We start from the raw sequence: 26,211 nt of genomic DNA on the forward strand, positions 1-26,211 counted from the left end.
GGGTGGCTGAGCGCGGGAGCGCGTCGGGGGTGGCTGAGCGCGGGAGCGCGTCGGGGGTGGCTGAGCGCGGGAGCGCGTCGGGGGTGGCTGAGCGCGGGAGCGCGTCGGGGGTGGCTGAGCGCGGTGGCGCGCTGCGGGCGTACCGGTCGCTGCTCGGTGCGCAGGCGCGCTCCCAGACGGCCTACCGCACGTCGTTCCTGGTCGACCTGGTCGGCAACCTGGGCGCGACCGTGTTCGACGTGGTGACCGTCCTGGTGATCTTCGGGGTGACCCGCGAGCTGGGTGGCTTCACGTTGCGCGAGACGCTTGTCGTGGTCGGGCTGTCGACGGGTGGGTTCGCCGCCGCCGACCTGCTGGTCGGCAACATCGAACGGTTGCCCCGCTACGTCCGCACCGGCCTCTTCGACGCGGTGCTGGTCCGCCCGCTCGCCGCGCTGCCCCAGTTGCTGTTGATGGACCTGCCGCTGCGCAAGGTGTCCCGCGCCGTGTTCGGGCTGGCCGTGCTCGGCTTCGCGCTCGCCTCGGCCGGGATCGACTGGACCCCGGGGCGGGTCGCGCTGGCCGTCGTCGCCCCGCCGGCCGCGGTGGTCTTCTTCGCCTCGGTCTTCGTCACCACCGCCACGGTGTCGTTCTACTGGGTGGACTCGGGTGAGCTGGCCAACTCGGTCACCTACGGCGGGCGCGACTTCACCGCGTACCCGATTACCGTCTACGGCGGGTGGTTCCGCGCGCTGTTCGCGTACGGGATGGGGTTCGCGTTCGTCAGCTACCACCCGGCGCTGGCGCTGCTGGGCCGCGCCGACCCGCTCGGCCTGCCGTCCTGGGTGGGATGGGCCGCGCCGGGCGTCGCGGTGCTCGCCGCGACGGTCGCCGCCCTGGCCTGGCGGGTCGGGATCCGTCACTACCGGAGTACGGGGTCATGAGCGTCATCGAGATGGACGACCTGCGCAAAGAGTTCACGGTGCGGGTCCGGGCCGGGCGGCTGCGCCGGGAGAAGCGGACGGTGACCGCGGTGGACGGCGTGGACCTGCGGGTGGAGCGCGGCGAGATGCTCGGCTACATCGGCCCCAACGGCGCCGGGAAGTCGACCACGCTGAAGATGCTCACCGGCGTGCTGACGCCGTCGGCCGGGCGGGCCCAGGTCTGCGGGCTGCGGCCGGTGGCCGACCGGACCCGGCTGGCGCTGCGCATCGGGGTGGTCTTCGGGCAGCGGTCCCAGCTCTGGTGGGACCTGCCGCTGCGGGAGTCGTTCGACCTGCTGCGGCACATCTACCGGGTGCCGGCCGCCGCGCACGCCGCCCGGCTGGCCCGCTGCCGGGGCCTGCTCGACCTGGACGAGTTCCTGGACACCCCGGTCCGGCAGCTCTCCCTCGGGCAGCGGATGCGCGGCGAGCTGACCGCGGCGTTGCTGCACGGCCCGCAGGTGCTCTTCCTCGACGAGCCGACGATCGGGCTGGACGTGGTCAGCAAGCAGGCGGTCCGGGGCTTCCTGGCCGAGCTGGGCCGCTCCGGCGACACCACGCTGGTGCTCACCACGCACGACCTGGCCGACATCGAACGGCTCTGCCGGCGGCTCGTGGTGATCGACCACGGGCGGGTGGTGCACGACGGCTCGATCGCCGAGCTGCACCGCCGGTACGGCTCGCGCCGGATGGTGGTCACCGAGCTGGACGCCGCGCTGCCCGAGCCGCCGCTGCTGCCCGGCGCGTCGCTGCACCGGGTGGAGGCGGACGGGCAGCGGCTGGTCTTCGCGCTGGAGTCGGCGAGCGTGGCCGAGGTGGTCGCCGGGCTGGCCGGCCTGGCGACGCTGCGGGACGTCTCGATCGTGGAGCCGGACATCGAGGAGGTCGTCGCCCACCTCTACCAGCGCGAAAGGAAGGGCCCCCGGTTAACGCCTGGCGTATAGGAAGGGCCCCCTATCAACACTCAGACCTTCTCGCCGATGGCGACCCGGGGGGCGGGGGCGCGCATCCGGCGGAACGTGATCGACCGCATGATCGCGTAGAAGTAGAGCGAGCCGAGCCTCTCGGTGCTCTTCGGGAAACGCTCGCGCACCAGCTTCTTGATCTTCCGGCTGATCAGCACCGAGTCGATCAGCACGCCGAGCGCCAGCGCGCCCCAGAGCAGGTTGGCCAGCAGCCGGACGATCGGCGGCATGGCCTGGTTCGACCCGACCAGCACGATCAACGCCCCGCCGAAGAACCAGGTGCCGATCGTACGCCGGGAATCGACCACGTTGCGGGCCAGCAGCCGCTCCGGGCCCCGGTCCCGCGGGCCGCCCTCGCGGCGAAACTCGGCGGCGGACTCGGCGCGCGCCGCGCGCCGCTGCTCCCGGGCCTCCTCCTTGGTCAGGGGGCGGGCCGGGGCGGTCGGCCGGCGGCCGGCGGCCGGGCGCTTCGGGGTGGTCACCCCGAGCTCCTTCTTGCTCGGCGTGTAGCCCCGGGGGCGCGCGGCGGTGGGCTCCTCGTCGGACGTCACCGGGGTGACGGAATCCTCGACGAGGTCGGCGGACTTGCGGCGAAACAGCGACGGCACGTCGGCAAGGGTAGCCAAAGCGCCGCGCCCGGTGCACATCGCGGGTACGCCGGGCGCGGCCGTGGCGGGTCGCCGGACCCACCGAGGGGTGCGTCAGGGGCGCTCGACGTGCGCGCCGAGGTCCGACAGCTTGGCCTCGAAGTCCTCGTAGCCGCGGTTGATCAGGTCGACGCCGTACACCCGGGAGGTGCCCTCGGCGGCGAGCGCCGCGATGAGGTGGCTGAACCCGGCGCGCAGGTCCGGGATGACCAGGTCGGCCGCGTGCAGCTTGCTCGGCCCGGCGATCACCGCCGAGTGCTTGAAGTTGCGCCGGCCGAACCGGCACGGGGTGCCGCCGAGGCAGTCCCGGTAGACCTGGATGTTGGCGCCCATCGTGTTCAGCGCCTCGGTGTAGCCCAGTCGCTGCTCGTAGACCGTCTCGTGGACGATCGACAGGCCCCGGGCCTGGGTGAGCGCGACCACCAGCGGCTGCTGCCAGTCGGTCATGAAACCGGGGTGCACGTCGGTCTCCAGCGCCACGGCGTTCAACTCGCCGCCCGGGTGCCAGAACCGGATGCCACCCTCCTGACCCGGGTCGCCGAGCTTCGGCGGGCGGGCGTCGGTGACCTCGTACTCGCCGCCGACGGAGCGGAAGATGTTCAGGAACGTCATCATGTCGGCCTGCTGCGCGCCGAGCACCTCGACGTGGCCGCGGGTGGCCAGCGCCGCCGCCGCCCAGCTCGCCGCCTCGATCCGGTCCGGGATCGGCCGGTGGGTGTAGCCGTGCAGCTTCTTGACGCCCTGGATCTCGATCACCCGGTCGGTGTGTACCTTGATGATCGCGCCCATCTTCTGCAGGATGCAGATCAGGTCGATGATCTCCGGCTCGACGGCGGCGTTGCGCAGCTCGGTGACGCCCTCGGCCATCACGGCGGTGAGCAGCACCTGCTCGGTGGCGCCGACGCTCGGGTAGGGCAGCGCGAACTTGGTGCCGTGCAGCCCGTTCGGGGCGGACAGGTGCAGGCCCTCGGGGGTCTTGTCGACGGTCGCGCCGAACTCGCGCAGCGCCTGCAGGTGGAAGTCGATCGGGCGGGGGCCGATGTGGCAGCCGCCCAGGTCGGGGATGAACGCGTGGCCGAGCCGGTGCAGCAGCGGGCCGCAGAACAGGATCGGGATCCGGCTCGACCCGGCGTGCACGTTGATCTGGTCGGTGCTGGCGCTCTCGACGTTGGACGGGTCGAAGACCAGCTCGCCGTCCTCCCCGCCGTCGGTCACCTTCACCCCGTGCAGGCCGAGCAACCCGCGGACGACCTCGACGTCACGGATGCGTGGCACGTCGAACAGTCGGCTGGGTGTGTCGCCGAGCAGGGCGGCGACCATCGCCTTGGACACGAGGTTCTTCGCGCCGCGCACGCGGATCCGCCCTTCGAGCGGAGTTCCTCCGTGTACGACCAGGACGTCGTCGGTCAACGCAACCTCCAGCGCGTTGGGTGCTGCCGTGTAGGTGGGGGCCCGCGATGTTTCATCGCTACCCGGATCGCGGCCATGGGGAAACCGGCCCGCATGTGTCGTCGCCCCGGCAGCATAGCCCTCCGTGACGAAAATGGAATCGGTCACATCGCCAGGCAGGGCACGAACCGGGGATTCCGGTGCGTTTCCGTGCCAGGTAGGTGACCGACGGTGATCAGGCGCCCGGCAGCGCGAGCATCTGGTCCAGCGCCGCGCGGGCGTGCCCGGCGGTCTCCGGATCCACCGTGATCTGGTTGACCACGCGGCCGGCGACCAGTTCCTCCAGCGCCCACACCAGGTGCGGCAGGTCGATCCGGTTCATCGTCGAGCAGTAGCAGACCGCCCGGTCGAGGAACATGATCTGCTTGTCCGGGTGGGCCAGCGCGAGCCGGCGGACGAGGTTCAGCTCGGTGCCGACGGCCCAGGCCGAACCGGCCGGCGCCGCCTCGATCGCCTTGATGATGAACTCGGTGGAGCCCACCAGGTCGGCGGCCGTGACCACCTCGTGGCGGCACTCCGGGTGCACCAGGACGTTGACGCCGGGCACCCGGGCCCGCACGTCCTGCACGCTCTCCAGCGTGAACCGGCCGTGCACCGAGCAGTGCCCCCGCCACAGGATCATCTTCGCGTCGCGCAGTTGCTCGGCGGTCAGCCCGCCGTTCGGCTTGTGCGGATCCCACAGCACGCACTCGTCCAGCGAGAAGCCCATCTCCAGCACGGCGGTGTTGCGACCAAGGTGCTGGTCGGGCAGGAACAGCACCTTGCGGCCCTGCTCGAACGCCCAGTCCAGGGCCCGCTTGGCGTTCGACGAGGTGCAGACCACCCCGCCGTGCCGGCCGACGAAACCCTTGATGTCGGCGGACGAGTTCATGTAGGTCACCGGAACGGTGTCCGCCGCCACGCCCAGGTCGGTCAGCGCGTCCCAGGCGGCCTCGACCTGCGACAGCACCGCCATGTCGGCCATCGAGCAGCCGGCCGCCAGGTCGGGCAGGATCACCTTCTGCGCGTCCGTGGTGAGGATGTCCGCGCTCTCGGCCATGAAGTGCACGCCGCAGAAGACGACGTACTCCGCGTCCGGGCGGGCCGCCGCCTCCCGGGCCAGCTTGAACGAGTCGCCGGTCACGTCGGCGAACTGGATCACCTCGTCGCGCTGGTAGTGGTGGCCCAGCACGAACACCCTCGTGCCGAGCGCGGCCTTCGCCGCGGCGGCGCGGGCGACCAGGTCAGGGTCGCTCGGCGCGGGGAGGTCACCCGGACACTCCACGCCACGCTCGGTGGCGGGGTCGCTGCCGCGGCCGAGGAGCAGCAGCGCAGTCGCGGTGTTGGAGGGCTCAACCCAGGTCGAAGTCACGCCCCCATGGTCCCACAGCCCGGCCGCCGCGCAGCCGCTCACGATGTGGCCTGCCACACTGCTCGGCATGCGCGTGCTGCTCTGCCCGGACAAGTTCGCCGGCACGCTGCCGGCCCCCGAGGTGGCCGCCGCGGTGGCCGAGGGTTGGCGGACCGTGGCCCCCGGTGACGACCTGCTGCTGCGGCCACTTGCCGACGGCGGTCCCGGCTTCGTCGAGGTGCTCGCCGGGGCGCTCGGCGGGCGGCTGCTGCCGGTGCGCACCGTCGACCCGCTCGGCCGCCCGGCCGCCGGTGAGATCCTGCTCACCGACGACGGCGTGGCCTACCTGGAGAGCGCCCAGGCGTGCGGCCTGCACCTGCTGTCGGCCGCCGAACGCGACCCGAAGGCCACCACCTCGTACGGGCTGGGGTTGCTCGTCGCCGCCGCGATCGAGGCGGGCGCCCGGACCGTGGTGATCGGGCTGGGCGGCTCGGCCACCAACGACGGCGGCGCCGGCATGCTCGTCCCGCTCGGCGTCACCCCGCTCGACTCCGGCGACCGGGCCCTGCCGTACGGCGGGGCGGCGCTGGCCGGGGTGGCCACGCTCGACGGTGTGCCCCGGCTGCGCGGCGTGCCGCTGGTCGCCGCGACCGACGTGGACAACCCGCTGCTCGGGCTGCACGGCGCGAGCAGCGTCTTCGGCCCGCAGAAGGGCGCCGACCGGGCGGACGTGCTGCTGCTGGACGCCGCGCTGGAACGCTGGGCGGAGGTGCTGCAAGAGCGGCTGCCCGGTTGCCCGCCGGGGCTCGGGGCGCTGCCCGGCGGCGGCGCGGCCGGCGGGCTCGGCGCGGCGGTGCTGGCCCTGGGCGGCCGGTGCTCCTCGGGCATCGGGCTGGTCAACCGGGCGGTCGGCCTGGACGCCGCGCTGGACGCCGCCGACCTGGTGGTCACCGGCGAGGGCTCCTTCGACCACCAGTCGCTGCGCGGCAAGGTGGTCGCCGGGGTGGCCGGGGCGGCCCGGGACCGCGGTGTGCCCTGCGTGGTGCTGGCCGGACGGGTGAGCACCGGGCGGCGGGAGGCCGCCGCGGCCGGCGTCACCGAGGCGTACAGCCTGGTCGAGCACTTCGGCGGCGAGGAGCACGGGGGAGTGGTGACGGCGATGGAGCGCCCGGCCGAGGGCCTGCGGGCGCTCGGCGCCCGGCTGGCCGGGCAGTGGAGCCGCTGACGGGTTCCGCTGGTCACGCCACCGGGTGGACCCGCCGGCCACGGCGTACGATCGGGGGTGGACCACCGGGAATACTGGCGGACGTGCGGCGTTGGCCAGAACGTCCGGACCTCATACCGCGCAGGGAGACTTCCACGTGACCACGCCAGCGCAGACCGAGTCGACCGAGGCCACGCAGGCCCCCAGCACCGTCGTCCTGACCGACGTCGCGGCGCAGAAGGTCAAGGCCCTGATCGAGCAGGAAGGCCGCGACGACCTGCGGCTCCGGGTCGCGGTGCAGCCGGGTGGCTGCTCCGGCCTGCGATACCAGCTCTTCTTCGACGAGCGGTCGCTCGACGGTGACGTCGTCACCGACTTCGGTGGCGTCGAGGTCGTCGTCGACCGGATGAGCGCCCCCTACCTGACCGGCGCGACCATCGACTTCGCCGACCGGATCGACGCCCAGGGCTTCACCATCGACAACCCGAACGCCGGCAACTCCTGCGCCTGCGGCGACTCGTTCAGCTGATCCGGCTTGAGTCGGCGTTCCGACGCCGTGGCACGACGGGACCGTCCCCACCGGGGGCGGTCCCGTCGTTTTGTCGTGTCCGTCCGGTGACGTCGGGTTGTGCGCCGGGCGACCGACCGCCGTCCGGAGGGCCGGAACGACCGGTAGGCTGACCGCGCCGTGCTCCCGACCACGAGGGGTGACATGAAGATCGCCGTGACCGGCTCGATCGCGACCGACCACCTGATGAGCTTCCCCGGTCGCTTCGCCGACCAGCTCATCGCCGATCAGCTCGACAAGGTCTCGCTGTCCTTCCTCGTCGACGAGCTGGTGCTCCGGCGCGGCGGCACGGCCGCCAACATCGCGTTCGGCATGGCTCAGCTCGGGCTGCGGCCGGCGCTGCTCGGTGCGGTGGGGGCCGACTTCGCCGACTACCGTTCCTGGCTGGAGCGCCACGGCGTCGACTGCGACTCGGTGCACGTCAGCGAGGTGGCGCACACGGCGCGTTTCGTCTGCACCACCGACACCGACATGTGCCAGATCGCCTCGTTCTACGCCGGGGCGATGAGCGAGGCGCGCAACATCGAGCTGGCCCCGGTGGCGCAGCGCCTCGGCGGGCTCGACCTGGTGCTGGTCAGCGCCAACGACCCGGCCGCGATGATCCGGCACTCCGCCGAGTGCCGGGAGCGGGGCTTCCCGTTCGTCGCCGACCCGTCGCAGCAGCTCGCCCGGATGGACGGCGCGGACGTGCTCGGCCTGGTCGACGGCGCGGACTACCTGATGACCAACGAGTACGAGAAGTCGCTGCTGCAGAGCAAGGCCGGCCTCACCGACGAGCAGTTGCTGGACCGGGTCACGGTGCGGGTCACCACGCTGGGCAAGCAGGGCGTGGAGATCGCCGGCCGGGAGATCGGCACCATCCGGGTGCCGATCGCGCGGGAGATCCAGGCGGTCGACCCGACCGGCGTGGGCGACGGCTTCCGGGCCGGCTTCTTCGCCGCGCTCGACTGGGGCGTCGGCGTGGAGCGCGCGGCCCAGGTCGGCTGCCTGCTGGCCACGCTGGTGCTGGAGAACTTCGGCGGCCAGGAGTACGAGGTCCGCCGGGACCTGTTCGTCAAGCGGCTCGCCGAGTCGTACGGGGACGCGGCCGCCGAGGACGTCCGGCCGCACCTGTCGTGAGCGCCCCGGCCGGTCCGGCGGGGCAGGTGCTTGTCGCCTTCGCCGGGCTGCCCGGGGTGGGCAAGAGCACCCTGGCCGTGCGGGTCGGCGCGGCGCTGCGCGCCCCGGTCCTGCCGGTCGACCCGGTCGAGCGGGCCCTGGGCCGCTACGGCCTCACCGGCGGCGTGCCCGGGATGGCCGCCTACGGCGCGGTCGCCGGGCTGGCCGAGGTGCAGTTGGGCCTGGGGCTGAGCGTGGTGGTCGACGCGGTGAACCCGGTTGCCAGCGCCCGCGGCCTCTGGCACGACCTGGCCGAGCGGGCCGGCGTGCCGCTGCGGATGATCGAGGTGCACTGCGGCGACGAGGCGGAACACCGCCGCCGGGTCGAGGCCCGGCCGTCCGGGGAGCCCGTGACCTGGGAGCAGACGCTGGTGCGCCGCGCCGAGTACGAGCCGTTGATCGGCCCGCGCCTGGTGGTCGACACCGCCGTCGCCGCCGACCCCCTCCCCGGCATCCTCGCCTACCTGAACTGACCCCACCCCACCCCACCCCACCCCACCCTCACAGGGCTAATTCACGGAAAGAGTGCCTTAACGGGCCGGATCAGCCACTCTTTCCGTGAATCTGCGCGGAGAGTGGGCGGGTGGGCGGGTGGGCGGGTGGGAGGGTGGGTGTCAGGGGGTGTGGCGGATGTCGTAGGCGGGGCCCTGGTCGGGGTGGGCGGCGAGGAACTCGTGGCCGCGCATCCGGCAGAAGGCCGGGATGTCCACGGCCGCGGCCGGGTCGTCGGCCAGCACCCGGACCACCGCGCCCGCCGGCAGGCCGGGCAACCGCCGGGCCAGGTTGATCACCGGCAGCGGGCAGCGCTGGCCCCGGCAGTCGAGCACCTCGTCCGGGTCGCTCACAGGCCGGTCACCCCCGCCTCGGCCCGCAGCGCCGCGACGATCCCGGGCAGTTCGGCCAGGAACCGCTCCACGTCCGCCTCCGTGGTCTCCCGGTGCAACGACACCCGCACGTTGCCGTGCGACAGCACCCCCATCGCCTCCAGCACGTGCGACGGCCGCACCGTCGACGAGGTGCAGGACGAGCCGGAGGAGACCGCGAAGCCGCGCCGGTCCAGCGCGTGCAGCAGCGCCTCGCCGTCGACGTACAGGCAGGAGAACGTCACCAGGTGCGGCAACCGGTCCACCGGGTCGCCGACCACCTCCACGTCCGGCACCTCCGCCGCCACCCGGGCCCGGATCCGGTCCACCAGCGGCGTCAGCCGGGCCGCCTCGGCCGCCGCGTCGGCCGCCGCCGCGCGCAGGCTCGCCGCCGCGGCCACCACCGCCGGCAGGTTCACCACCCCCGGGGTACGCCCCGACTCCCGCTCGTCGGCCGGGTACGGCGACTCCCAGCGGGTGCCCTTGCGCACCACCAGCAGGCCCACCCCGGGCGGCCCACCCCACTTGTGCGCGCTGGCGGTGAGCACCGACCAGCCCGACGGCAGCGGCGCTCGGCCGGCCAACTGGGCCGCGTCCACGTACAGCGGCACGCCCGCCTCGGCGCACAACTCCGCCGCGGCGGGCACCGGCTGCACCGTGCCCACCTCGTGGCTGGCCCCGATCAACGCGGCCAGTGCCACCCCGGGGCCGCCCACCGCCGCCGCCCAGGCGTCCAGGTCCAGCCGGCCCGACCGGTCCACCGGCACGGACACCGCGTCACCCCCGGTGGCGGTGTGCCGCTGCGCGGCGTGCAGCACCGCCGAGTGCTCGATCGCCGAGTGCGCCAGCGTCGTACCGGCGCGCCGTCGCCCGGCGAGGCCACCCAGCACGGCGGCGTGCGCGGCGGCCGTACCGCTGGGGGTGAAGGAGAGTTCGTCGGCGCGGACGCCGAGCGTCTGCGCGGCGGCCTCCCGGGCGGCGTCGAGGAGCTGGCGGGCCCGGCGGGCCGGCGCGTAGAGCCGGGCCGGGTCCGCCCAGCCGTCGTCCAGGGCGGCAAGCATCGCCTGCCGCGCGACCGGGTGCAGCGGCGCGGCGGTGGCGGCGTCCAGGTAGACCGGGGAGGCGTTCATGACATTCCACGCTATCGCCCGGGTACGCCCAAGATCCCCCGATGGGGGCGGACAGTGACCCCAAGACGGCCAGGCCCGCCATGGTCGAGTAATCTGCGACCGTCGGTGACGCCTTTGCCGTCGGTGTCAGGGAAACAACCGCCGCGGCGCGCTAGGGAGGCAGGACCAGGTGGTCGCAAGGAGTTCGGAGGTACGGCCGTCGGCCGTACGGCACAGCGCTTCCCCGGGAGCCGGTGGGCGCCGGCGGCGTGGTGCTGGTCGACTCGTCGGGCTCGGTCTCGGCGGAGCGGCGCTGCTGGTTCTGCTCACCGGCTGTGACGTCGGCAAGGCATTCGGCGGCTTCGGCTGGCCGCAGGGCGGCATCACGCCCGAGTCGCACCGGATGTACGACCTGTGGATCGCCTCCTGCATCGCGGCGCTCGCGGTCGGCGTGTTCGTCTGGGGCCTGATCTTCTGGTGCGTGATCCGCTACCGCAAGCGCGGCAACCAGCTGCCGGTGCAGACCCGCTACAACCTGCCGATGGAGTTCCTCTACACCATCGCGCCGATCCTCGTGGTCTCCGTGCTCTTCTACTACACCGCGGTCGTGCAGACCGACGTGGTCAAGGAGTCGAAGAACCCGGACGTCACCGTCGAGGTCGTCGCCTTCAAGTGGAACTGGCAGTTCAACTACCGCGACGGGCAGGGCCGGGACGCCAACACGGTCGCCTCGGTGCTGGGCACCAGCGAGGTCATCCCGGTGCTGGTGCTGCCGAGCGGCCGGTCGATCCGGTTCGAGGAGCAGAGCCGCGACGTCATCCACTCGTTCTGGGTGCCGGAGCTGCTGTTCAAGCGAGACGTCTTCCCGGGCAGCATCCGGAACACCTTCGAGGTCTCCAGCATCGACCAGGAGGGCGCGTTCGTCGGCCGGTGCGCCGAGCTGTGCGGCAGCTACCACGCCTTCATGAACTTCGAGCTGCGGGTCGTGTCGCCGGAGAAGTACGAGCAGTTCCTGGCGGCCAAGAAGAGCGGCCAGTCGACCCAGGACGCGCTCAGTTCGATCGGTGAGAAGCCGTACGCCACCACCACGAAGCCCTTCGACACGCGGCGCAACACCGCCAACTTCAACCCGTCCGACGCGACGGCCGGCGCGGGAAGCTGAGGGGGTCCGGCATGAAGACCGAGTGGAAGATCTTCACCGTCATTTCGGTGTTCCTGTTCGGCGCCACGATGCTCTACGGCCTCTGGACCTGGGGCGAGGGTGGCAGCGTCGAGTGGGTCGGCACGGTGGCACTGATGTTGTCCGGCCTGCTCACCTCGATGTGCGGCGGCTTCTTCTGGTTCGTCTCCCGCCGCATCGACCTGCGTCCGGAGGACCGCGCCGACGGTGAGATCGCCGACGGCGCCGGTGAGATCGGCTTCTTCAGCCCGGGCAGCTACTGGCCGTTCGGTCTGGCGCTGGCCGCCGCGATCGCCGGCCTGGGGCTCGTGTTCTGGCAGTTCTGGCTGCTGGGCCTGGGCCTGGTGGCGGTGGTCTTCGCCGCCTGCGGGCTGCTCTTCGAGTACTACTCCGGCACCCGCCGCACCGCCGAGCACTGACCCACCCACCCGCACACCCGCGGCAGGCCCGCGCCCCCTTCCCGGGGCCGCGGGCCTGCCGCTTTCCCGCCTGCTGCCCGGCGGGGCGGTCGCGCTGTGCCGAGGTGCCTCGCTCGACGGTCGCGTGCTGTCGGTGCGGGGGATGGGGGTCAGGCGGCGTGGCGGCGGGTGGGGCGCGGCGCGCGCCGGCGGGAGCGGGTCGGCATGCGGAACCGGACCGTGGCGACCAGCAGGGCCGCGCCGCAGCCGGTGCAGACCAGCTCGGGGCAGTCGGCGCCGTGCCCGTCGGCGCAGAACGGCGTCTCGAACAGCACGACGCCCTCGCAGGTGTCGCAGTAGAGCTCGTGATCCGACACGGGCGTCTCCTCTCGCTCCGGGTGCCGGCGGCGGGGAGCGATCACCCCACAGGGCCATCGTCCCCACGGGGCCACCGCCCCCACGGGGCCACCGCCCCCACGGGGCCATCGCCCCCACGGGGCCATCGCCCCCACGGGGCCATCGCCCCCACGGGGCCATCGCCCCCACGGGGCCATCGCCCCCACGGGGCCATCGCCCCCACAGGGCCACCGTCCGCTCATGACTTTCGTCCTGAAAGCGGAGAATTACTCCCCTGTAGTTTGCCAGGCGGGTATGACAGGCAACCGGTCAGGCGGTGCGGGCGACCGCCAGCCAGCGGTCCAGCGCGGCAGCGGCCCCGCCCGAGTCGACCGCCTCGGCGGCCCGGCCCAGGTTGGCGCGCACCGCCTCGTGCAGGTCGCCGTCGAGCGGGCCCTGGGTGGCCAGCGCGACCGCCGCGTTCACGAGCACGGCGTCGCGCACCGGGCCGGTCTCGCCGGCCAGCAGCCGCCGGACCACGTCGGCGTTGTAGACGGCATCTCCGCCCCGCAGGTCGGCCAGGGTGGCCCGGGGCACCCCGAGCTCGGCCGCGTCCAACAGCGACTCCCTGACGGTGCCCTGCTGGGCCACCCAGACCCGGGTCGGCGCGCCGGTGCTGAACTCGTCCAGCCCGTCCTCGCCGCGCACCACGATCGCCGAGTCGCCGCGGGCGGCGAAGACGGCAGCCATCACCGGCGCCATCCGCCGGTCGAAGCAGCCGACCGCGCCCGCGCGGGGCCGGGCCGGGTTGGTCAGCGGGCCGAGGAAGTTGAACGCCGTGGGTACGCCGATCTCCCGCCGGACCGGACCGGTGTGCCGCATGCCGGGGTGGAACCGGGCGGCGAAGCAGAAGCCGATGCCGGCCTCGGTGACGCACCGGGCCACCTGCTCCGGCGCCAGGTCGAGCGGCACGCCGAGCTGCTCCAGCACGTCCGCCGTGCCGCAGGAGGAGGAGGCGGCCCGGTTGCCGTGCTTGACCACCCGGACGCCGGTCCCGGCGACCACCAGCGCCGCCATGGTGGAGATGTTGACCGTGTGGGCGAGGTCGCCGCCGGTGCCCACCACGTCGAGCGCGGTGGCGCGTACCTCCTCGGGCAGCCGCACCGGCACGGCGCGGGTCAGCATGGCCTCGACCAGGCCGCCCAGCTCGGCCGGCGTCTCGCCCTTCGTGCGCAGCGCCACGGCGAAGCCGGCGATCTGCGCGGGCGTGGCCGAGCCGGCCATGATCTCACCCATCGCCCAGGCGGTGTCGGCGGTGGAGAGCTCCTCGCCGCGCAGCAGCGCGTTGAGCAGAAGCGGCCAGGTCCGTTCGCCCATGGCGGGCCTCCCGAGCGGCGTGAAGTGAAGCGGTTGGGGGCGCGCCACGGCCGCGTCGCCGTGGCGCCGCGGGATGGATCAGGCCGCGGCGTGCGTGCGGCGCAGCAGCTCGGCCAGCGTGCTGCCGGCGGTCACCGGATCCAGCGGGTGGGTCAGCGTGGCGTCGACCTGGGCGTACGCGGCCAGCCAGCGGTCGGCGGCGCGGGCCAGCACCACGCAGGTCGGCGGCGCGTCGTCCCGGTCGTCCTTGATCTGCCGGGCGATGCCGATGCCGCCGCCCGGGCTCGCCTCGCCGTCGAGCAGGAGCAGGTCGATCTCGTAGTCGTCGACCAGCCGGACGCAGCCGGCGTAGTCGGACGCCTCGACGAACTCGATCTCGATGCCGGGCGCCGGGCGGGTGCCGACGGCGAGCCGCATCCGGTCCCGGACCTTCGGGTCGTCGCTGTAGAGCAGGACGGTGCAAAGACGATCGCTCATCGTGACGTGGCTCCCACCTCGTAGCTGCCCGCTGATCGTAGCGGGCGTCACATTCAGCCGGTCGGCCCGGCCCCGGCCCCGGCGCTCGCCCCGGCGGCGCGCTCGCGGGCCTCCTGGCGGTCGAGTTCGCGGTCCAGCCGGCGAGCCTCCCGCTCCGACTGTTTGATCCACTGCACCACCAGCACGGCCAGCATGGTGACGCTGACGAACTCGCCGCCGGCCCAGAGGATGCCGCCGGCGACCACCTGGTCGTTGCGGGGGTCGGACCAGGCCAGGCCGAGCGACGGGTACCAGTCGCCGCCGAGCAACGTGGTGCTCTGCATGATGGTGAGCCCCAGCACGGTGTGGAACGGCACGGACAGCAGCATGAGCAGCGCCCGGGCCGGGTACGGCCAACGCCCCGGCAGCGGGTCCAGCCCGAGCAGCGGCCAGAAGAAGACGCAGCCGGTCATGATGAAGTGCGCGTGCACCAGCTCGTGCGCCCACTCGTGGCGCAGGGTGAACTCGTAGAGGTTGGTGAAGTAGAGCACGAACGGGTTCGCCACGAAGATGGCGAACGCCACCAGCGGGAAGCTGTAGATCCGGGCCAGCCGGCTGTGCACCACCGCGAGCAGCCGCTTGCGGGGCCGCACCGGCAGCGTGCGCAACGCCAGCGTCACCGGCGCGCCGAGGGCCAGGAAGATCGGTGCGATCATCGACAGCACCATGTGCTGCACCATGTGCACCGAGAGCAGCGTGGTGTCGTACGCGCCGAACCCGGTGATCGTGACCAGGGCGATGCCGCCCAGGCCGGGGCCGAGGAACGCCACGGTGCGCAGCACCGGCCAGCGGTCGCCGCGCAGCCGCAGCCGGTGCACGCCGTAGAGGTAGAGCCCGGCGGCGAGCACCAGGCCGAGCGTGAGCCAGCTCTCCGGCCGGGTCTCGGTGAGCACCCGGGCCACGGTGAACGGCGGCGGGGCGCCCTCGCCCCCGGCCGCCTCGGTCGCCGGCGCGACGACCGAGGTGGCGGCGAGGATCTGATCGACGTGCAGCACGCTTTTCAGGGTAGGTCAGGCGAAGCGGACCACCACGATCGGGCCACTGCGGGCCCGGGTTTGCCACCCCGCTGATCGTCGGTCCCGGTCAAGGGCAATAATGACCGCGTGACTGCGGCCCCAGCCATTGACAAGAGCCGGATCCACTCACTGACGCGTCCCAACATGGTCAGCGTCGGGACGATCGTCTGGCTCTCCAGCGAACTCATGTTCTTCGCGGCGCTGTTCGCGATGTACTTCTCGATCCGCGCGGCGGCGCCGGAGCAGTGGGAGAAGCACACCGAGGTCCTCAACATCCCGTACGCGACCACCTTCACGGTGATCCTCGTGCTCTCCTCGGTGACCTGCCAGCTCGGTGTCTTCGCGGCCGAGAAGGGCGACGTCCACGCCCTGCGCCGGTGGTTCACGATCACCTTCGTGATGGGTCTGATCTTCGTGCTCGGCCAGGCGAACGAGTACCGGACCCTGGTGCACGAGGGCGTCAAGATCAATGAAGACGGTTACGGGTCGATGTTCTACCTGACCACCGGCTTCCACGGCCTGCACGTGACCGGCGGCCTGATCGCCTTCATCATCTTCATGGTCCGTACCACCATGGGCCGGTTCACCCCGGCCCAGGCGACCTCGGCGATCGTCGTGTCCTACTACTGGCACTTCGTCGACGTCGTGTGGATCGGGCTGTACGCCATGATCTACTGGCTTCAGTGATCTTGGCGCGGCACGAACCGCGCCGCTGCTCCGTCCCCTGAGACAAGGTCCAACCGGTTAAGGACACAGGTCATGACTTCTGACAACGACCGCCGACGCGGTCTGCTCGCGCGGTTGCGCGGGCGGCCCGTAGCGCGCAGCAGGGGCCGCCGCCGGCTGGGTGCCGCGGTCCGGCTGGCCGCCGCGCTGATGCTGGCCGGCGGCGCCTACACCGTCTTCGCTCCGGGCGTGCAGGCGCAGGACAACCCGCCGCTGACCGCCGCCGGCAACGAGGGCAAGGCGCTGTTCGACGTGAGCTGCGTGACCTGTCACGGTCGCAACGCCCAGGGCGTCGAGGGTCGGGGCCCGAGCCTGATCGGCGTCGGGTCGGCCTCGGTCGAGTTCCAGGTTGGCAGCGGTCGCATGCCGATGGCCCGGCAGGAGGCCCAGGCCATGCGCAAGCCGCCGCAGTTCACCGACGAGCAGGTGCGCCAGCTCGGGCAGTACATCCAGGAGCTCGGCGGCGGCCCGCAGGTGCCGTCGGGCAACCTGCGCGAGGGCGCCAACCTGTCCACCGGCGGCGAGCTGTTCCGGATCAACTGCTCGCAGTGCCACGCGTTCGGCGGTGGCGGCGGCGCGCTCTCCTCCGGCAAGTACGCGCCCAGCCTGAAGCCGGCCAGCGACCGGCAGATCTACGCCGCAATGCTGAGCGGCCCGCAGAACATGCCGGTGTTCGGCGACAACCAGATCACCCCGGAGGAGAAGGCGGACATCATCGCCTACATCCAGGAGACCCTGAAGAGCGACCAGGACCAGGGCGGGTTCAACCTGGGCCGGTACGGCCCGTCGACGGAGGGTCTGGCGATCTTCCTGGTCGGCATCGTCGCGCTGGTCTTCGCCAGCCTGTGGATCGCGGGCAAGTCGTGACCCGGCCGAACATCTGTATCATTGCCCTGGTGCCGGCCACCGGCGCCACGCGTAGCGAGGTGACGGCATGAGCACCCACACCGAGCACCAGGCCCCGCAGGGTCGGGAGCCGGTCGACCTGTACGACCCGCGGCTCTCCCGGTTCGACATCGTCCAGGAGGGCGCCCGGCGGGACGACATCGAGATCGTCCACTACGAGGAGCAGGTGGTCCGGGGCAGCAAGGCCGAGCGCCGGCTGACCCGTACGGTCGCCATGATGTTCCTGCTGACCGGCGTCTTCGCCACCGCCTTCCTGGTGATCTACATCTGGTGGCCGTGGCAGTGGGAGGCCGGTCGTGGTGGCGACAAGCTCTACACCCCGCTGCTCGGCCTGACCCTGGGCCTGGCCCTGCTCGGCATCGGCTTCGGCATCCTGACCTGGGGCAAGAAGCTGCTGCCCAAGGAGGTCTCGATCCAGGACCGGCACGACCAGCCGGGCAACCCGGAGGATCGCAAGATCACCGGTGAGACCATGCTCTACCTGGCCGACGAGCTGGGCGTGAAGCGCCGGCCGCTGCTCGGCATCTCGCTGCTCGCCGGCCTGGCGCCGGTCGGCGCGGTCGCCGCGGCGCCGCTGATCGGTGGCCTGATCGAGCAGCCGCACAAGAACAACCAGATGTTCACCACCGGTTTCGCGCCGGCCGAGGGCGGCAGGAAGATCCGGCTGATCCGGGAGGACGGCCGGCCGATCCGCCCGGCCGACGTCAGCGTCGGCGGCCAGCTCACCGTGTTCCCGGGCATTCCCGGCGGGGTCAGCAACGAGCACGCCGACTCGCCGACCCTGCTGATCCACCTGCGCGAGGACGACGCGCAGAAGTCGCGCGCCGCCAACTCGCGGCCGGATGTCGGCCACGGCGACTACATGTGGGGCAACTACGTCGCGTTCTCCAAGATCTGCACGCACGCCGGTTGCCCGGCCAGCCTCTACGAGCAGCAGACCAACCGGCTGCTCTGCCCCTGCCACCAGTCCCAGTTCCTCATCACCGACAACGCCAGGCCGATCTTCGGCCCGGCGAACCGGCCGCTGCCCCAGCTGCCGATCGAGGTGGACGAGGAGGGCTTCTTCGTGGCGAGGTCCGACTACACCGAGACCATCGGTCCCGACTTCTGGGAGCGGCCATGAAGCGCCGAAAGTTCGATGCGGCCGCGCTGCCGGCCAAGACCGCCGGGGCGGTGGACGACCGGTTCCAGGTCGCCACGCCGCTGCGCAAGCTGCTGAACAAGGTCTTCCCCGACCACTGGTCCTTCCTCCTCGGCGAGATCGCGCTGTTCTCGTTCGTGGTGCTGCTGCTGACCGGTGTGTTCCTGACCTTCTTCTACGAGCCGGCGATGACCGAGGTGACCTACGACGGCAGCTACGCTCCGTTGCGGGGCACCCCGATGTCGGCCGCGTACGCCTCCAGCCTGGACATCTCGTTCGACGTCCGGGGCGGCCTGATCATGCGGCAGATGCACCACTGGGCGGCCCTGCTGTTCATGGCCGCGATCGTGGTGCACATGCTCCGGGTCTTCTTCACCGGCGCGTTCCGTAAACCGCGCGAGACCAACTGGATCATCGGCTCGCTGCTGTTCTGGGTCGGCTTCCTGGCCGGTTTCACCGGCTACTCGCTGCCGGACGACGGCCTGTCCGGCACCGGTCTGCGGATCGCCTCCGGCATCATCCTGTCGATCCCGGTGATCGGCTCCTGGGTCAGCTCGTCGATCTTCGGCGGGGAGTTCCCCGGCACCATCATCATCAGCCGCTTCTTCATCGCCCACGTGCTGCTCATCCCGGGCCTGCTGGTGGCGTTGATCAGCGTGCACCTGGGGCTGGTGTTCAAGCAGAAGCACACCCAGTGGCCCGGCCCCGGCCGCACCAACGAGAACGTGGTCGGCGAGCGGATGTTCCCGCGCTACGCGCTCAAGCAGGGCGGCTTCTTCATGGTCGTCTTCGGCGTGATCGCGCTGATGGGTGGCCTCTTCCAGATCAACCCGATCTGGTACTTCGGCCCGTACGAGGCGTGGGTGGTCTCGGCGGCCAGCCAGCCCGACTGGTACGTCATGTTCCTCGACGGCTCGACCCGACTCATGCCGGGTTGGGAGATCAGCATCCCGATCGGCGACGGATACGTGATCCCGCCGCTGTTCTGGCCGACGGTGGTGCTCCCCGGCATCCTGGTGGGCCTGTCGACGATGTACCCGTTCCTGGAGGCCCGCCGCCTCAAGGACTACAAGCACCACAACCTGCTCCAGCGGCCCCGGGACGTGCCGGCCCGGACCGCGGTGGGCGCCATGGCGGTCGCCTTCTACGTCGTGCTGACGCTCTCCGGCGGCAACGACGTGATCGCCGACAAGTTCCACATCAGTCTGAACGCGATGACCTGGGCCGGCCGGGTCGGCCTGCTGGTGATCCCGCCGCTGGCCTACTACGTCACCTACCGGCTGTGCCTGGGTCTGCAGCAGCACGACCGGGAGGTGCTGGCCCACGGCGTGGAGACCGGCATCATCAAGCGGCTGCCCGACGGCCGGTTCGTCGAGGTCCACCAGCCGCTCACGTCGGCCGACGGGCACGACGGCCACGCGCCGGCACTGGACTACGTCGGCTGGGTGGTGCCGAAGAAGATGAACCGGCTCGGTGCCCTCGGCCCGGCGATCCGGGGCTTCTTCTACCCGATCGAGAAGCCGGCCGAGGCGCCGGTCTCGCCGGGGCACCCGCCGGTCGAGCCCCGGGCGGAGCGGGAGGAGATCAGCAGCGGCGAGAGCCGTCGCTGACCCTTCCGGGTACGACTGACCGTGGCGCCCGCCGGATTCCTCCGGTGGGCGCCACGGGCGTTTTCGCCCCGCCCTTCCGGTACGGCGGGCCCCGCTCAACGCTTTCGGAGGTGGCGGGGCCCCGCTCGACACCTCCCGCTCCCGCCGCCGGCACCCCGGACGGGTGCAATCGCAGGAATAACCCCGGTCAGCCGGGTATCCGTGCGGTCCGACGTCTCATGGGGGAGGAACGCATGTTGGGAATCAAACGCCTGGGTCTGCTGGCCGCGCTGGTGGTCGTGGGGCTGGCGCCCGCCGCCGCGGCGCAGGCCGCGGCGCAACCGTCGACGCAGGACACCCAGTATCTGCAGGCGGTGCACCAGGTCAACCTGTTCGAGATCACCGCGGGTAACCTGGCCCAGCAGAAGGGCCAGAACCAGCAGGTCAAGGACCTGGGCAAGATGTTCGTGACGGACCACACCCAGCTGGACCAGACGGTGCAGTCGACCGCCCAGCAGCTCAACGTGCAGCTGCCGGCCGACCCGACCGCCGACCAGCAGAAGGTCCTCGACAAGTTGAACGGCCTGAACGGGGCCCAGTTCGACAAGGAGTGGGTGACCGCGCAGCTCGCCGGCCACGTCCAGGCCATCCAGGCCACCCAGACGGAGATCTCGCAGGGCTCCGAGCAGTCGGTGGTCCAGCTCGCCCAGGACGCGTTGCCGGTGCTCCAGGCGCACTACGACGCGCTGGTGGCCCTGGCGCAGACCCTGGGCGTCCCGGTGCCGCAGACCAGCGCCAGCGGCACGCCCAGCCCGGGCGGCACCACGTCGCCGGGGACGGGTGGCACCGAGTCGCCGGCTCCGGGCGGCAACGGGACCGAGGAGCCCGCTCCGGGCACCACGGAGACCCCGGAACCCGCGCAGAGCTGACGCGCCGTACGGCCGACGGTGGCCGGTCCGCCCGTACCGGGGCGGGCCGGCCACCCGTCTCTCAGTCGGCGCTGGCCAGCCCGATCGCGAACGCCTCCTCCAGGTCGTGCTGGGAGTAAGCGCGGAACGCGATGTGCGACTCGGTGTTGAGCACGCCGGGCACCTTGGAGATGCTGCCGGCGATGACCTGGGCGATCTGCTCGAACTCGCGGACCCGGACCATGGCGATCAGGTCGACGTGCCCGGCCACCGAGTAGACCTCGCTGACGCCGGGCAGGTCGGCCAGCGCCTCGGCCACCTCGGGGATGGAGTCGGTGGAGCAGTCGATCAGCACGATCGCGGTGATCACGGGACGTTTCTCCGTTCGTCGGCGACGAGGCTCATGCTAGAGCCCGGTGCGGTCAGCGCGCGGCCGGGACGGTCAGGTCGACCCCGGCCCGGATCACCCCGTCGAGGCGCTCCCCGGTGGCGACGGTCGCGTCCGGCCAGATCACCGACCGGTCGACCGCGCCGTACACCCGGGCGCCCGGGCCGACCACCGATCGGGTGACCGGGGCGTGCACCGCGGCGGACGGGTCGACCAGCCCGTCCGGGCCGGCGGCGTGCAGGTTGGCGGCCAGGTAGTCGGCCGGGGTGCCGGTGTCGTAGAAGGTGCCGTGGTAGGAAACCACGGTCAGCGCACCGGCCGCCTCCGCCGGCCGCCACACCGCCCGGACCAGGTCGCCGAACTCTGCCGGCAGGTCGCGGACCAGCCGCCAGGGCAGCAGCGAGAAGCCGACGAAGCGGTGGCCGGCGAAGGTGCCGGGGGCGGCCGGGTCGCCCGCCGGCTGGCCGAGCAGGCGTACGCTCCGCCCGTCCCACCCGTCGAGCAGCGCGGCCACGTCCGCGCCGGGCGGGGCCGCCGGGTCGGCGAGGTACGCGTCGGCGTTGCCGACCAGCACGCCCCGCCCACCGATCCAGTCCCGCAGCCGCCCCACGCCGCCCGCGGTGCCCAGCGGATCGCCCGGTTCGACCGACAGGTGCGCCCGGCCGCCCACCCGGCTCACCACCTGGTCGCCCAGGTAGCAGGCATTGACCGCGACCCGGTCCGGACCGGTCAGCCCGAGCCCGGCCAGCCGGGCCAGCGCCCGGTCGAGCAGCGGCACGTTGCCGACCGGGCAGAGCGCCTTCGGCACCCGCTCGGTCAACGGCCGCAGTCGGGTGCCCGCACCGGCCGCCAGCACCACCGCGCACACCTCGACACCCGCTGCCGTCCCGCCCGACGTGCGGCCGTGCGCCGTTGGCCTGCCGCCCGCGTCCGGGCCGCTCGGGGTGCGGCCGTGCGCCGCCGGCCCGGCGTGCGCCGCCGGCCCGCTCGACGGGCGGTCACCCGTCGTTCCGGTGCCCGGTGCCCGGTCGTCGACCGTCCGCCCGGCCGGCGCCGGGCCGTCCGAGGCCGGGGTGCGCGCATCGACGGGGGTCACGAGGCCGGTGGCGCCGCCGGCGGGACCGGGCCGGCGTGCGGGCCGATGCCGTAGTGGGCCAGCAGGTTGGCGGTGGCGCGGCTGAGCCGGGGCAGGTCGTCCACCGGGTGCCAGGCAGCCTCCAACACCTCGGCCCCGTCCACCTTCAACGCGGTGCGTGACGCCGGCACGTCCGCCTCGAAGACCACGTCCACCCAACCCTTGGCGTGCACGACCGCGTTCGGCACGGCCGGGCGGAGCCGGTCGGGGGAGAGCCGGACACCGGACTCCTCGTGCAGTTCCCGGGCCGCGCCGACCACCGGGGCCTCGCCGCGTTGCAGCAGACCGGCCGGGAGACTCCAACTGTGCCCGGGTGGCTGGCGCAGCAGCAGGATCCGTCCCGCGCCGCCGGTCTCCGCGTCCCGGACCAGCGTCACCGCGCCCACGATGTACTTCGGCACGGCGAGCCGGACCAGCCGCCGCCGCAGCGGGACCGGGAGCCGGTAGAACAGCCGGTAGCCGAGGGCCCGTCCGGTGGCACGCGCGCGGGGGATCATGCCTCCAGGCTAGTGGCCGGCCGAGGGCCACGGGCGAAGGCCCTTCGGCTACTGCCGGTGGTCGACCAGATCGATCAACTGCTGGACCACCGTGTCGGGCTCGACCGTGCGGTCGAAGACCGCCACCAGCAGCGTCTCCAGGTCGGGATAACCCAGTTCCTCGGAGAGCCGCAGCAGCGGCAGGTCGCTGGCCAGGCCCCGGTCGTGCTTGCGCAACGCCAGGCCGATCGAGGCCCGGCCGAGACGGACCTTGTCGGCGATCGAGATGCCCGGCTCGGTGTGCTCGGCGAACCACCTGTTGATCTGCATCTGGGCGTGCGGGGACTTGACGAAGCCCAGCCACTCCCGGCGCGGCCCGCGCGGGGCCACGTCCGCCTCGAAGCCGCTCTCCGCGTCGTTCTCGGTGAAGATCTCCACCACGTCGCCCTCCTCCAACTCGGAGGAGAGCGGAGCCAACCGGCCGTTGATCCGGGTGGCGAGGCAATGGTCGCCGCGTTCGGTGCCCAGCTCGTACGCGAGGTCGACCGGGGTGGCCCCGGCCGGCAGTACCACCTGGCGGCCGTCGGCGACCACCTGGATCTGCGCCTCTGCCAGGTCGCACCGCAGCGACGCCATGAACTGGGTCGGGTCGACCGTGTCCTGCTCCCAGTCGAGCACCCGGCGCAGCCAGGCCAACTCGGCGGCCCGGTCGGGGGCCCGGCCCGCGGCGCGGGGGAAGCGGTAGTGGGCGGCCACGCCGTATTCCGCGGCGCGGTGCATCTCGGTGGTGCGGATCAGCACCTCCACGGTGCGGTCCTGCGGGCCGCAGACGCTGGTGTGCAGCGACCGGTAGAGGTTGTTCTTCGGTGAGGCGATGAAGTCCTTGAAGCGGCCCGGCACCGGCCGCCAGAGCCCGTGCACGGCGCCCAGCGCGGCATAGCAGTCGGTCGCCGGGCCGTCCACCACGATGGCGATGCGGGGCAGGTCGAACGGTGCGGCGTGGGCGCCGGCGACGGTGTCCTTCCAGATCGAGTAGAGGTGCCGCGGACGGGGGGACACCTCGGCGTCCACCCGGCTGCGGCGAAGCGCCGCCCGGGTGCGGGCCACCACGTCGGCCAGGTAGGCGTCCCAGCCCGGCCGGTCGTGCACGAACCGGGCGATGCGCGCGTGCTCCTCGGGTTGCAGGTGCAGCAGCACCACGTCGTCCAGCTCGCGTTTGAGGGTCTGGATGCCCAGCCGGTCGCAGAGCGGCACCAGCACGTCGAGCGTCTTGCGGGCGATCCGCTCCCGCGAGGCGGCGGAGCGGACCCCGAGGGTGCGCATGTTGTGCAGCCGGTCGGCCAGCTTGATGACCAGCACCCGGACGTCCTTGCCGGCTGCCACGATCATCTTCCGGACGGTCTCCGCCTCGGCGGCCTTGCCGTAGAACGCCTTGTCGAACTTGGTCACGCCGTCGACCAGGTGGGCCACCTCGCGACCGAAGTCCTCCTGGAGGGCCTGGAGCGTGTAGCGGGTGTCCTCCACCGTGTCGTGCAGCAGCGCGGCGACCAGCGTGGTGGTGTCCATGCCGAGGTCGCCGCAGATCTGCGCCACCGCGAACGGATGGGTGATGTAGGGCTCACCGCTCTTGCGGAACTGACCGCGGTGCATGTTCTCCGCGATCGTGTAGGCCCGGCGCAGCACCGACGCGTCGGCGCTGGGGTGGATGCCGCGGTGGGCACGGACCAGTGCGGTGACCGGGTCGCTGTCGGCGGCGGGCCAGGTGAGCAGGGAGCGCAGTCGGCGGGTGAGCGGCAGCTCGCCCTGGGTCGGAAGGGAACCGCCCAGGGCGGCGCCGTGTCCGGCGTCGACGTCCACCTGGGACACCTCCTCACCCCGGCCCTCGGCCGTCGGGGGACCGGCGACCGGAAGCAGGCCCGCGAATCGGGCAGGACTGCACTCCTTCAACAGCCTAAGGGAGTCGACGTAGTCCGATCGGACACTTGGTCATGAGCGTTCGGTCGAGAAATGGTGGGAGCCGCCGTGCTCCGCCTTGGCCAGCAGGTCGCGGAAGCGGCCCGCGCCGGCCACCGGGGACGCCCATCCGGCGGTCGTCTCGACCAACCGGGTCTCGTCCCGCTCCAACCAGGACAGGATCCGCTCGGTCTCCTCGGCGGTGGCGGCCGGCACCGGGCCGGGCCCGGGCAGCACCGTCTCGGCGGTGGCCCGGATCGCCGCGATCGTCGGTCGGGGATGGACGCCCGGCGGGGACACTCCGGCCCCGGCCAGCCGGCCGTGCCGGACCAGGGCCAGCTCCCACCCGCCGCGCGCGGCCGGCCGGGCGGCGGCCAGCTCGGCGATGCCGGTCAGCGCGGCCAGGCGCTGCATCCGGACGGCCGCGCGCAGCACCGCCGCCAGCCGACCCCGGACCACCGCGGCCTCCTCGTAGCGGTGGGCCGCGGAGAGCGTCTCGATCCGGGCGAGCAGGGCGTCGACCACCACCGCGGGATCGTCGCGGGTGGCGGTGCGAAACGGGGCGGCGGCGCGGTGCTCGTACTCCTCCGGGGTGATCAAATGCTCGCAGGGCGCCGGGCAGCGACCCAGCTCGGCCAGCGCGCAGGCCGGCATGGTGGTGCGCCGGGAGAGCCGGTGGGTGCACTGGCGCAGCGGCACCGCGTCGTGGAAGCCGGCGGCGGCCAGCTCGGCGGCCTGCTTGGACCGGAACGGGCCGAGGTAGGCGGTGTCGGCGGGCCCGAGGCCGCGCACGACCGACAGTCGGGGGTAGACCTCGTCGGTGAGCTTGAGCCAGACCTGGCGCTCCGGAAACTTCGAGCGACGATTGTACGGCGGGGCGTGCGCGGCGATCAGCCGCAGCTCGCGGACCTCGGCCTCCAGCGAGTGGGCGCACTCGACCGCCTCCACCCGCTCGGCGGCGGCCAGCATCTCGGAGATCCGGGCCCGCTTCTCGGCGGCGGTGAAGTAGCTGCGGACCCGGGTGGCGATGTCGCCGGAGGTGCCGACGTAGAGCGGCCGGTCGTCGGCGGCCCGGAAGATGTAGACGCCGGGAACCTTCGGCAGCCCGTCGGCGAGGTGCCGCTTGCGGCGCTGGGTCGGGGTGACCGCGCGGGCGAACTCGATCGCCTCGCCGACGGTGTCGACGCGGTGCCCGCCGAGCCGGCCGATCAGCCCGTGCAACACGTCGACGGTGGCCTTGGCGTCGTCCAGCGCCCGGTGGTTGGGTCGGGTGGCGGTGCGGAAGTAGGCGGCGAGCGTGCCCAGCTTCCGGTTGGGCACCTCGTCGCGGGTGAGCACCCGCCGGGCCAGCGCGGCCGTGTCCAGCACCCGCGGGTTGGGCCAGGCGTAGCCGTGCCGGGCGCAGGCGGCCTTGAGGAAGCCCACGTCGTAGGGGGCGTTGTGGGCGACCAGCACGGCGTCGGTGAGGAACTCCAGGAAACTCGGCAGCACCTGCTCGATCGGCGGGGCGGGCAGCAGCATGGCCTGGGTGATGCCGGTCAGCACGGTGATGAACGGCGGGATCGGCACGCCCGGGTTGACCAGCGTGGCGAGCACGCCCAGCTCCTCGCCGCCACGGACCTTGACCGCGCCGATCTCGGTGATCCCGCCGCCGTCCGGCGCGCCGCCGGTGGTCTCCAGGTCGACCACGACGAAGGTGGTCGCGTAGAGCGGCAGGGCGGGGTCGACGCCGCCGCCCGCCGCCCGGTCCAGGCCGGCCAGGGCCTGCTGGACGTATTCCGTTCCCGTCACCCGCGGGACGGTAACGGCACGGTCCGACACTTGCGTCACTCCGGTCCCGCCGATACCACGGGGCTACGATGAGAGATCGGCTCACTCACCGGGTGGTGGGCCCGGTCGGGGTGGGAGACT

At 72.7% G+C, this 26,211-nt stretch carries 27 protein-coding genes; 13 read left to right on the forward strand and 14 right to left on the reverse strand.

Going from position 1 to position 26,211, the window contains the following annotated elements; translation table 11 throughout:
- Window positions 1-110 precede the first annotated feature (110 nt).
- Both AB0H28_RS15790 and AB0H28_RS15795 read left to right on the forward strand, forming a co-directional pair.
- Window positions 111-923, forward strand: coding sequence for an ABC-2 family transporter protein (locus AB0H28_RS15790; RefSeq protein ID WP_358039728.1), 813 nt, complete (start codon window positions 111-113; stop codon window positions 921-923).
- A complete protein-coding gene (locus AB0H28_RS15795) occupies window positions 920-1,906 on the forward strand; it encodes an ATP-binding cassette domain-containing protein (RefSeq protein ID WP_358039731.1) in 987 nt (328 codons plus the stop codon). The genes AB0H28_RS15790 and AB0H28_RS15795 overlap by 4 nt, the downstream gene beginning before the upstream one ends.
- A 20-nt stretch (window positions 1,907-1,926) precedes the next feature.
- Here AB0H28_RS15795 and AB0H28_RS15800 read toward each other — a convergent pair whose 3' ends face one another.
- The 3 genes from AB0H28_RS15800 to nadA form a co-directional block, all read right to left on the reverse strand.
- On the reverse strand, window positions 1,927-2,535 hold the full coding sequence (locus AB0H28_RS15800) for a DUF3043 domain-containing protein (protein WP_358039734.1): 609 nt from the start codon (window positions 2,533-2,535) through the stop codon (window positions 1,927-1,929).
- A 93-nt stretch (window positions 2,536-2,628) separates the two neighbouring features.
- A complete protein-coding gene (murA, locus tag AB0H28_RS15805; protein ID WP_358039738.1) occupies window positions 2,629-3,984 on the reverse strand; it encodes a UDP-N-acetylglucosamine 1-carboxyvinyltransferase in 1,356 nt (451 codons plus the stop codon).
- Between the two features lie 214 nt (window positions 3,985-4,198).
- Entirely contained in the window at window positions 4,199-5,374 is a 1,176-nt protein-coding gene (nadA, locus tag AB0H28_RS15810) for a quinolinate synthase NadA (protein WP_358039741.1), read from the reverse strand.
- Between the two features lie 43 nt (window positions 5,375-5,417).
- Here nadA and AB0H28_RS15815 point away from each other — a divergent pair, with 43 nt between their 5' ends.
- From AB0H28_RS15815 to AB0H28_RS15830, 4 genes are all read left to right on the forward strand, one after another.
- On the forward strand, window positions 5,418-6,578 hold the full coding sequence (locus tag AB0H28_RS15815; RefSeq protein WP_358039744.1) for a glycerate kinase: 1,161 nt from the start codon (window positions 5,418-5,420) through the stop codon (window positions 6,576-6,578).
- Window positions 6,579-6,714: 136 nt separating this feature from the next.
- A complete protein-coding gene (gene erpA / locus AB0H28_RS15820) occupies window positions 6,715-7,086 on the forward strand; it encodes an iron-sulfur cluster insertion protein ErpA (protein WP_089157290.1) in 372 nt (123 codons plus the stop codon).
- Window positions 7,087-7,269: 183 nt separating this feature from the next.
- Window positions 7,270-8,244: a carbohydrate kinase family protein gene (locus AB0H28_RS15825; RefSeq protein ID WP_358039747.1), complete on the forward strand. Its 975-nt coding sequence runs from the start codon at window positions 7,270-7,272 to the stop codon at window positions 8,242-8,244.
- On the forward strand, window positions 8,241-8,756 hold the full coding sequence (locus tag AB0H28_RS15830; protein WP_358039750.1) for an ATP-binding protein: 516 nt from the start codon (window positions 8,241-8,243) through the stop codon (window positions 8,754-8,756). Before AB0H28_RS15825 ends, AB0H28_RS15830 begins: the two co-directional genes overlap by 4 nt.
- A 141-nt stretch (window positions 8,757-8,897) precedes the next feature.
- Here the strand turns inward: AB0H28_RS15830 and AB0H28_RS15835 are convergent, their stop codons facing one another.
- On the reverse strand, window positions 8,898-9,128 hold the full coding sequence (locus AB0H28_RS15835) for a sulfurtransferase TusA family protein (RefSeq protein WP_358039753.1): 231 nt from the start codon (window positions 9,126-9,128) through the stop codon (window positions 8,898-8,900).
- On the reverse strand, window positions 9,125-10,276 hold the full coding sequence (locus tag AB0H28_RS15840; protein ID WP_358039756.1) for an aminotransferase class V-fold PLP-dependent enzyme: 1,152 nt from the start codon (window positions 10,274-10,276) through the stop codon (window positions 9,125-9,127). Before AB0H28_RS15840 ends, AB0H28_RS15835 begins: the two co-directional genes overlap by 4 nt.
- A 169-nt stretch (window positions 10,277-10,445) precedes the next feature.
- Here AB0H28_RS15840 and coxB point away from each other — a divergent pair, with 169 nt between their 5' ends.
- Entirely contained in the window at window positions 10,446-11,417 is a 972-nt protein-coding gene (coxB, locus tag AB0H28_RS15845) for a cytochrome c oxidase subunit II (RefSeq protein ID WP_358039759.1), read from the forward strand.
- An 11-nt stretch (window positions 11,418-11,428) separates the two neighbouring features.
- A complete protein-coding gene (locus tag AB0H28_RS15850; protein ID WP_358039762.1) occupies window positions 11,429-11,854 on the forward strand; it encodes a cytochrome c oxidase subunit 4 in 426 nt (141 codons plus the stop codon).
- Window positions 11,855-12,003: 149 nt separating this feature from the next.
- Here the strand turns inward: AB0H28_RS15850 and AB0H28_RS15855 are convergent, their stop codons facing one another.
- From AB0H28_RS15855 to AB0H28_RS15870, 4 genes are all read right to left on the reverse strand, one after another.
- Complete coding sequence (locus AB0H28_RS15855) at window positions 12,004-12,210, reverse strand: hypothetical protein (RefSeq protein ID WP_358039764.1); 207 nt, start codon at window positions 12,208-12,210, stop codon at window positions 12,004-12,006.
- Window positions 12,211-12,499: 289 nt separating this feature from the next.
- Window positions 12,500-13,546: an anthranilate phosphoribosyltransferase gene (trpD, locus tag AB0H28_RS15860; protein WP_358039766.1), complete on the reverse strand. Its 1,047-nt coding sequence runs from the start codon at window positions 13,544-13,546 to the stop codon at window positions 12,500-12,502.
- A gap of 78 nt (window positions 13,547-13,624) precedes the next feature.
- Window positions 13,625-14,023 carry a hypothetical protein gene (locus AB0H28_RS15865; RefSeq protein WP_358039768.1) on the reverse strand — a complete coding sequence of 133 codons (399 nt, stop codon included), beginning with the start codon at window positions 14,021-14,023 and terminating at the stop codon, window positions 13,625-13,627.
- A 53-nt stretch (window positions 14,024-14,076) separates the two neighbouring features.
- Window positions 14,077-15,057 carry a cytochrome c oxidase assembly protein gene (locus AB0H28_RS15870; protein ID WP_358039771.1) on the reverse strand — a complete coding sequence of 327 codons (981 nt, stop codon included), beginning with the start codon at window positions 15,055-15,057 and terminating at the stop codon, window positions 14,077-14,079.
- A 108-nt stretch (window positions 15,058-15,165) separates the two neighbouring features.
- Between AB0H28_RS15870 and AB0H28_RS15875 the strand changes: the two genes are divergently transcribed.
- The 5 genes from AB0H28_RS15875 to AB0H28_RS15895 all read left to right on the forward strand — a co-directional run bounded on the left by AB0H28_RS15875 (window position 15,166) and on the right by AB0H28_RS15895 (window position 20,369).
- Window positions 15,166-15,765, forward strand: coding sequence for a heme-copper oxidase subunit III (locus tag AB0H28_RS15875; protein WP_091059316.1), 600 nt, complete (start codon window positions 15,166-15,168; stop codon window positions 15,763-15,765).
- A gap of 72 nt (window positions 15,766-15,837) precedes the next feature.
- On the forward strand, window positions 15,838-16,671 hold the full coding sequence (locus AB0H28_RS15880; protein WP_358039775.1) for a cytochrome c: 834 nt from the start codon (window positions 15,838-15,840) through the stop codon (window positions 16,669-16,671).
- Between the two features lie 67 nt (window positions 16,672-16,738).
- Window positions 16,739-17,833, forward strand: coding sequence for a Rieske 2Fe-2S domain-containing protein (locus tag AB0H28_RS15885; protein ID WP_358039778.1), 1,095 nt, complete (start codon window positions 16,739-16,741; stop codon window positions 17,831-17,833).
- A complete protein-coding gene (locus AB0H28_RS15890) occupies window positions 17,830-19,461 on the forward strand; it encodes a cytochrome b N-terminal domain-containing protein (RefSeq protein ID WP_358039781.1) in 1,632 nt (543 codons plus the stop codon). The genes AB0H28_RS15885 and AB0H28_RS15890 overlap by 4 nt, the downstream gene beginning before the upstream one ends.
- A 233-nt stretch (window positions 19,462-19,694) precedes the next feature.
- Window positions 19,695-20,369 (forward strand): DUF4142 domain-containing protein, encoded by a 675-nt coding sequence (locus AB0H28_RS15895; protein ID WP_358039784.1) that lies wholly within the window; start codon window positions 19,695-19,697, stop codon window positions 20,367-20,369.
- 61 nt (window positions 20,370-20,430) lie between these two features.
- Here AB0H28_RS15895 and AB0H28_RS15900 read toward each other — a convergent pair whose 3' ends face one another.
- The 5 genes from AB0H28_RS15900 to AB0H28_RS15920 all read right to left on the reverse strand — a co-directional run bounded on the left by AB0H28_RS15900 (window position 20,431) and on the right by AB0H28_RS15920 (window position 26,091).
- Complete coding sequence (locus AB0H28_RS15900; RefSeq protein WP_278104426.1) at window positions 20,431-20,718, reverse strand: Lrp/AsnC ligand binding domain-containing protein; 288 nt, start codon at window positions 20,716-20,718, stop codon at window positions 20,431-20,433.
- 52 nt (window positions 20,719-20,770) lie between these two features.
- A complete protein-coding gene (locus AB0H28_RS15905) occupies window positions 20,771-21,604 on the reverse strand; it encodes a sugar phosphate nucleotidyltransferase (RefSeq protein WP_358040254.1) in 834 nt (277 codons plus the stop codon).
- Between the two features lie 224 nt (window positions 21,605-21,828).
- Window positions 21,829-22,368 carry an NUDIX domain-containing protein gene (locus tag AB0H28_RS15910; protein WP_358039787.1) on the reverse strand — a complete coding sequence of 180 codons (540 nt, stop codon included), beginning with the start codon at window positions 22,366-22,368 and terminating at the stop codon, window positions 21,829-21,831.
- Window positions 22,369-22,416: 48 nt separating this feature from the next.
- A complete protein-coding gene (locus AB0H28_RS15915) occupies window positions 22,417-24,204 on the reverse strand; it encodes an HD domain-containing protein (RefSeq protein ID WP_358039790.1) in 1,788 nt (595 codons plus the stop codon).
- 129 nt (window positions 24,205-24,333) lie between these two features.
- Window positions 24,334-26,091: a DEDD exonuclease domain-containing protein gene (locus AB0H28_RS15920; protein ID WP_358039793.1), complete on the reverse strand. Its 1,758-nt coding sequence runs from the start codon at window positions 26,089-26,091 to the stop codon at window positions 24,334-24,336.
- Window positions 26,092-26,211: the final 120 nt, after the last annotated feature.

The organism is Micromonospora sp. NPDC050980 (genome assembly GCF_040653835.1).
GTDB lineage: Bacteria > Actinomycetota > Actinomycetes > Mycobacteriales > Micromonosporaceae > Micromonospora.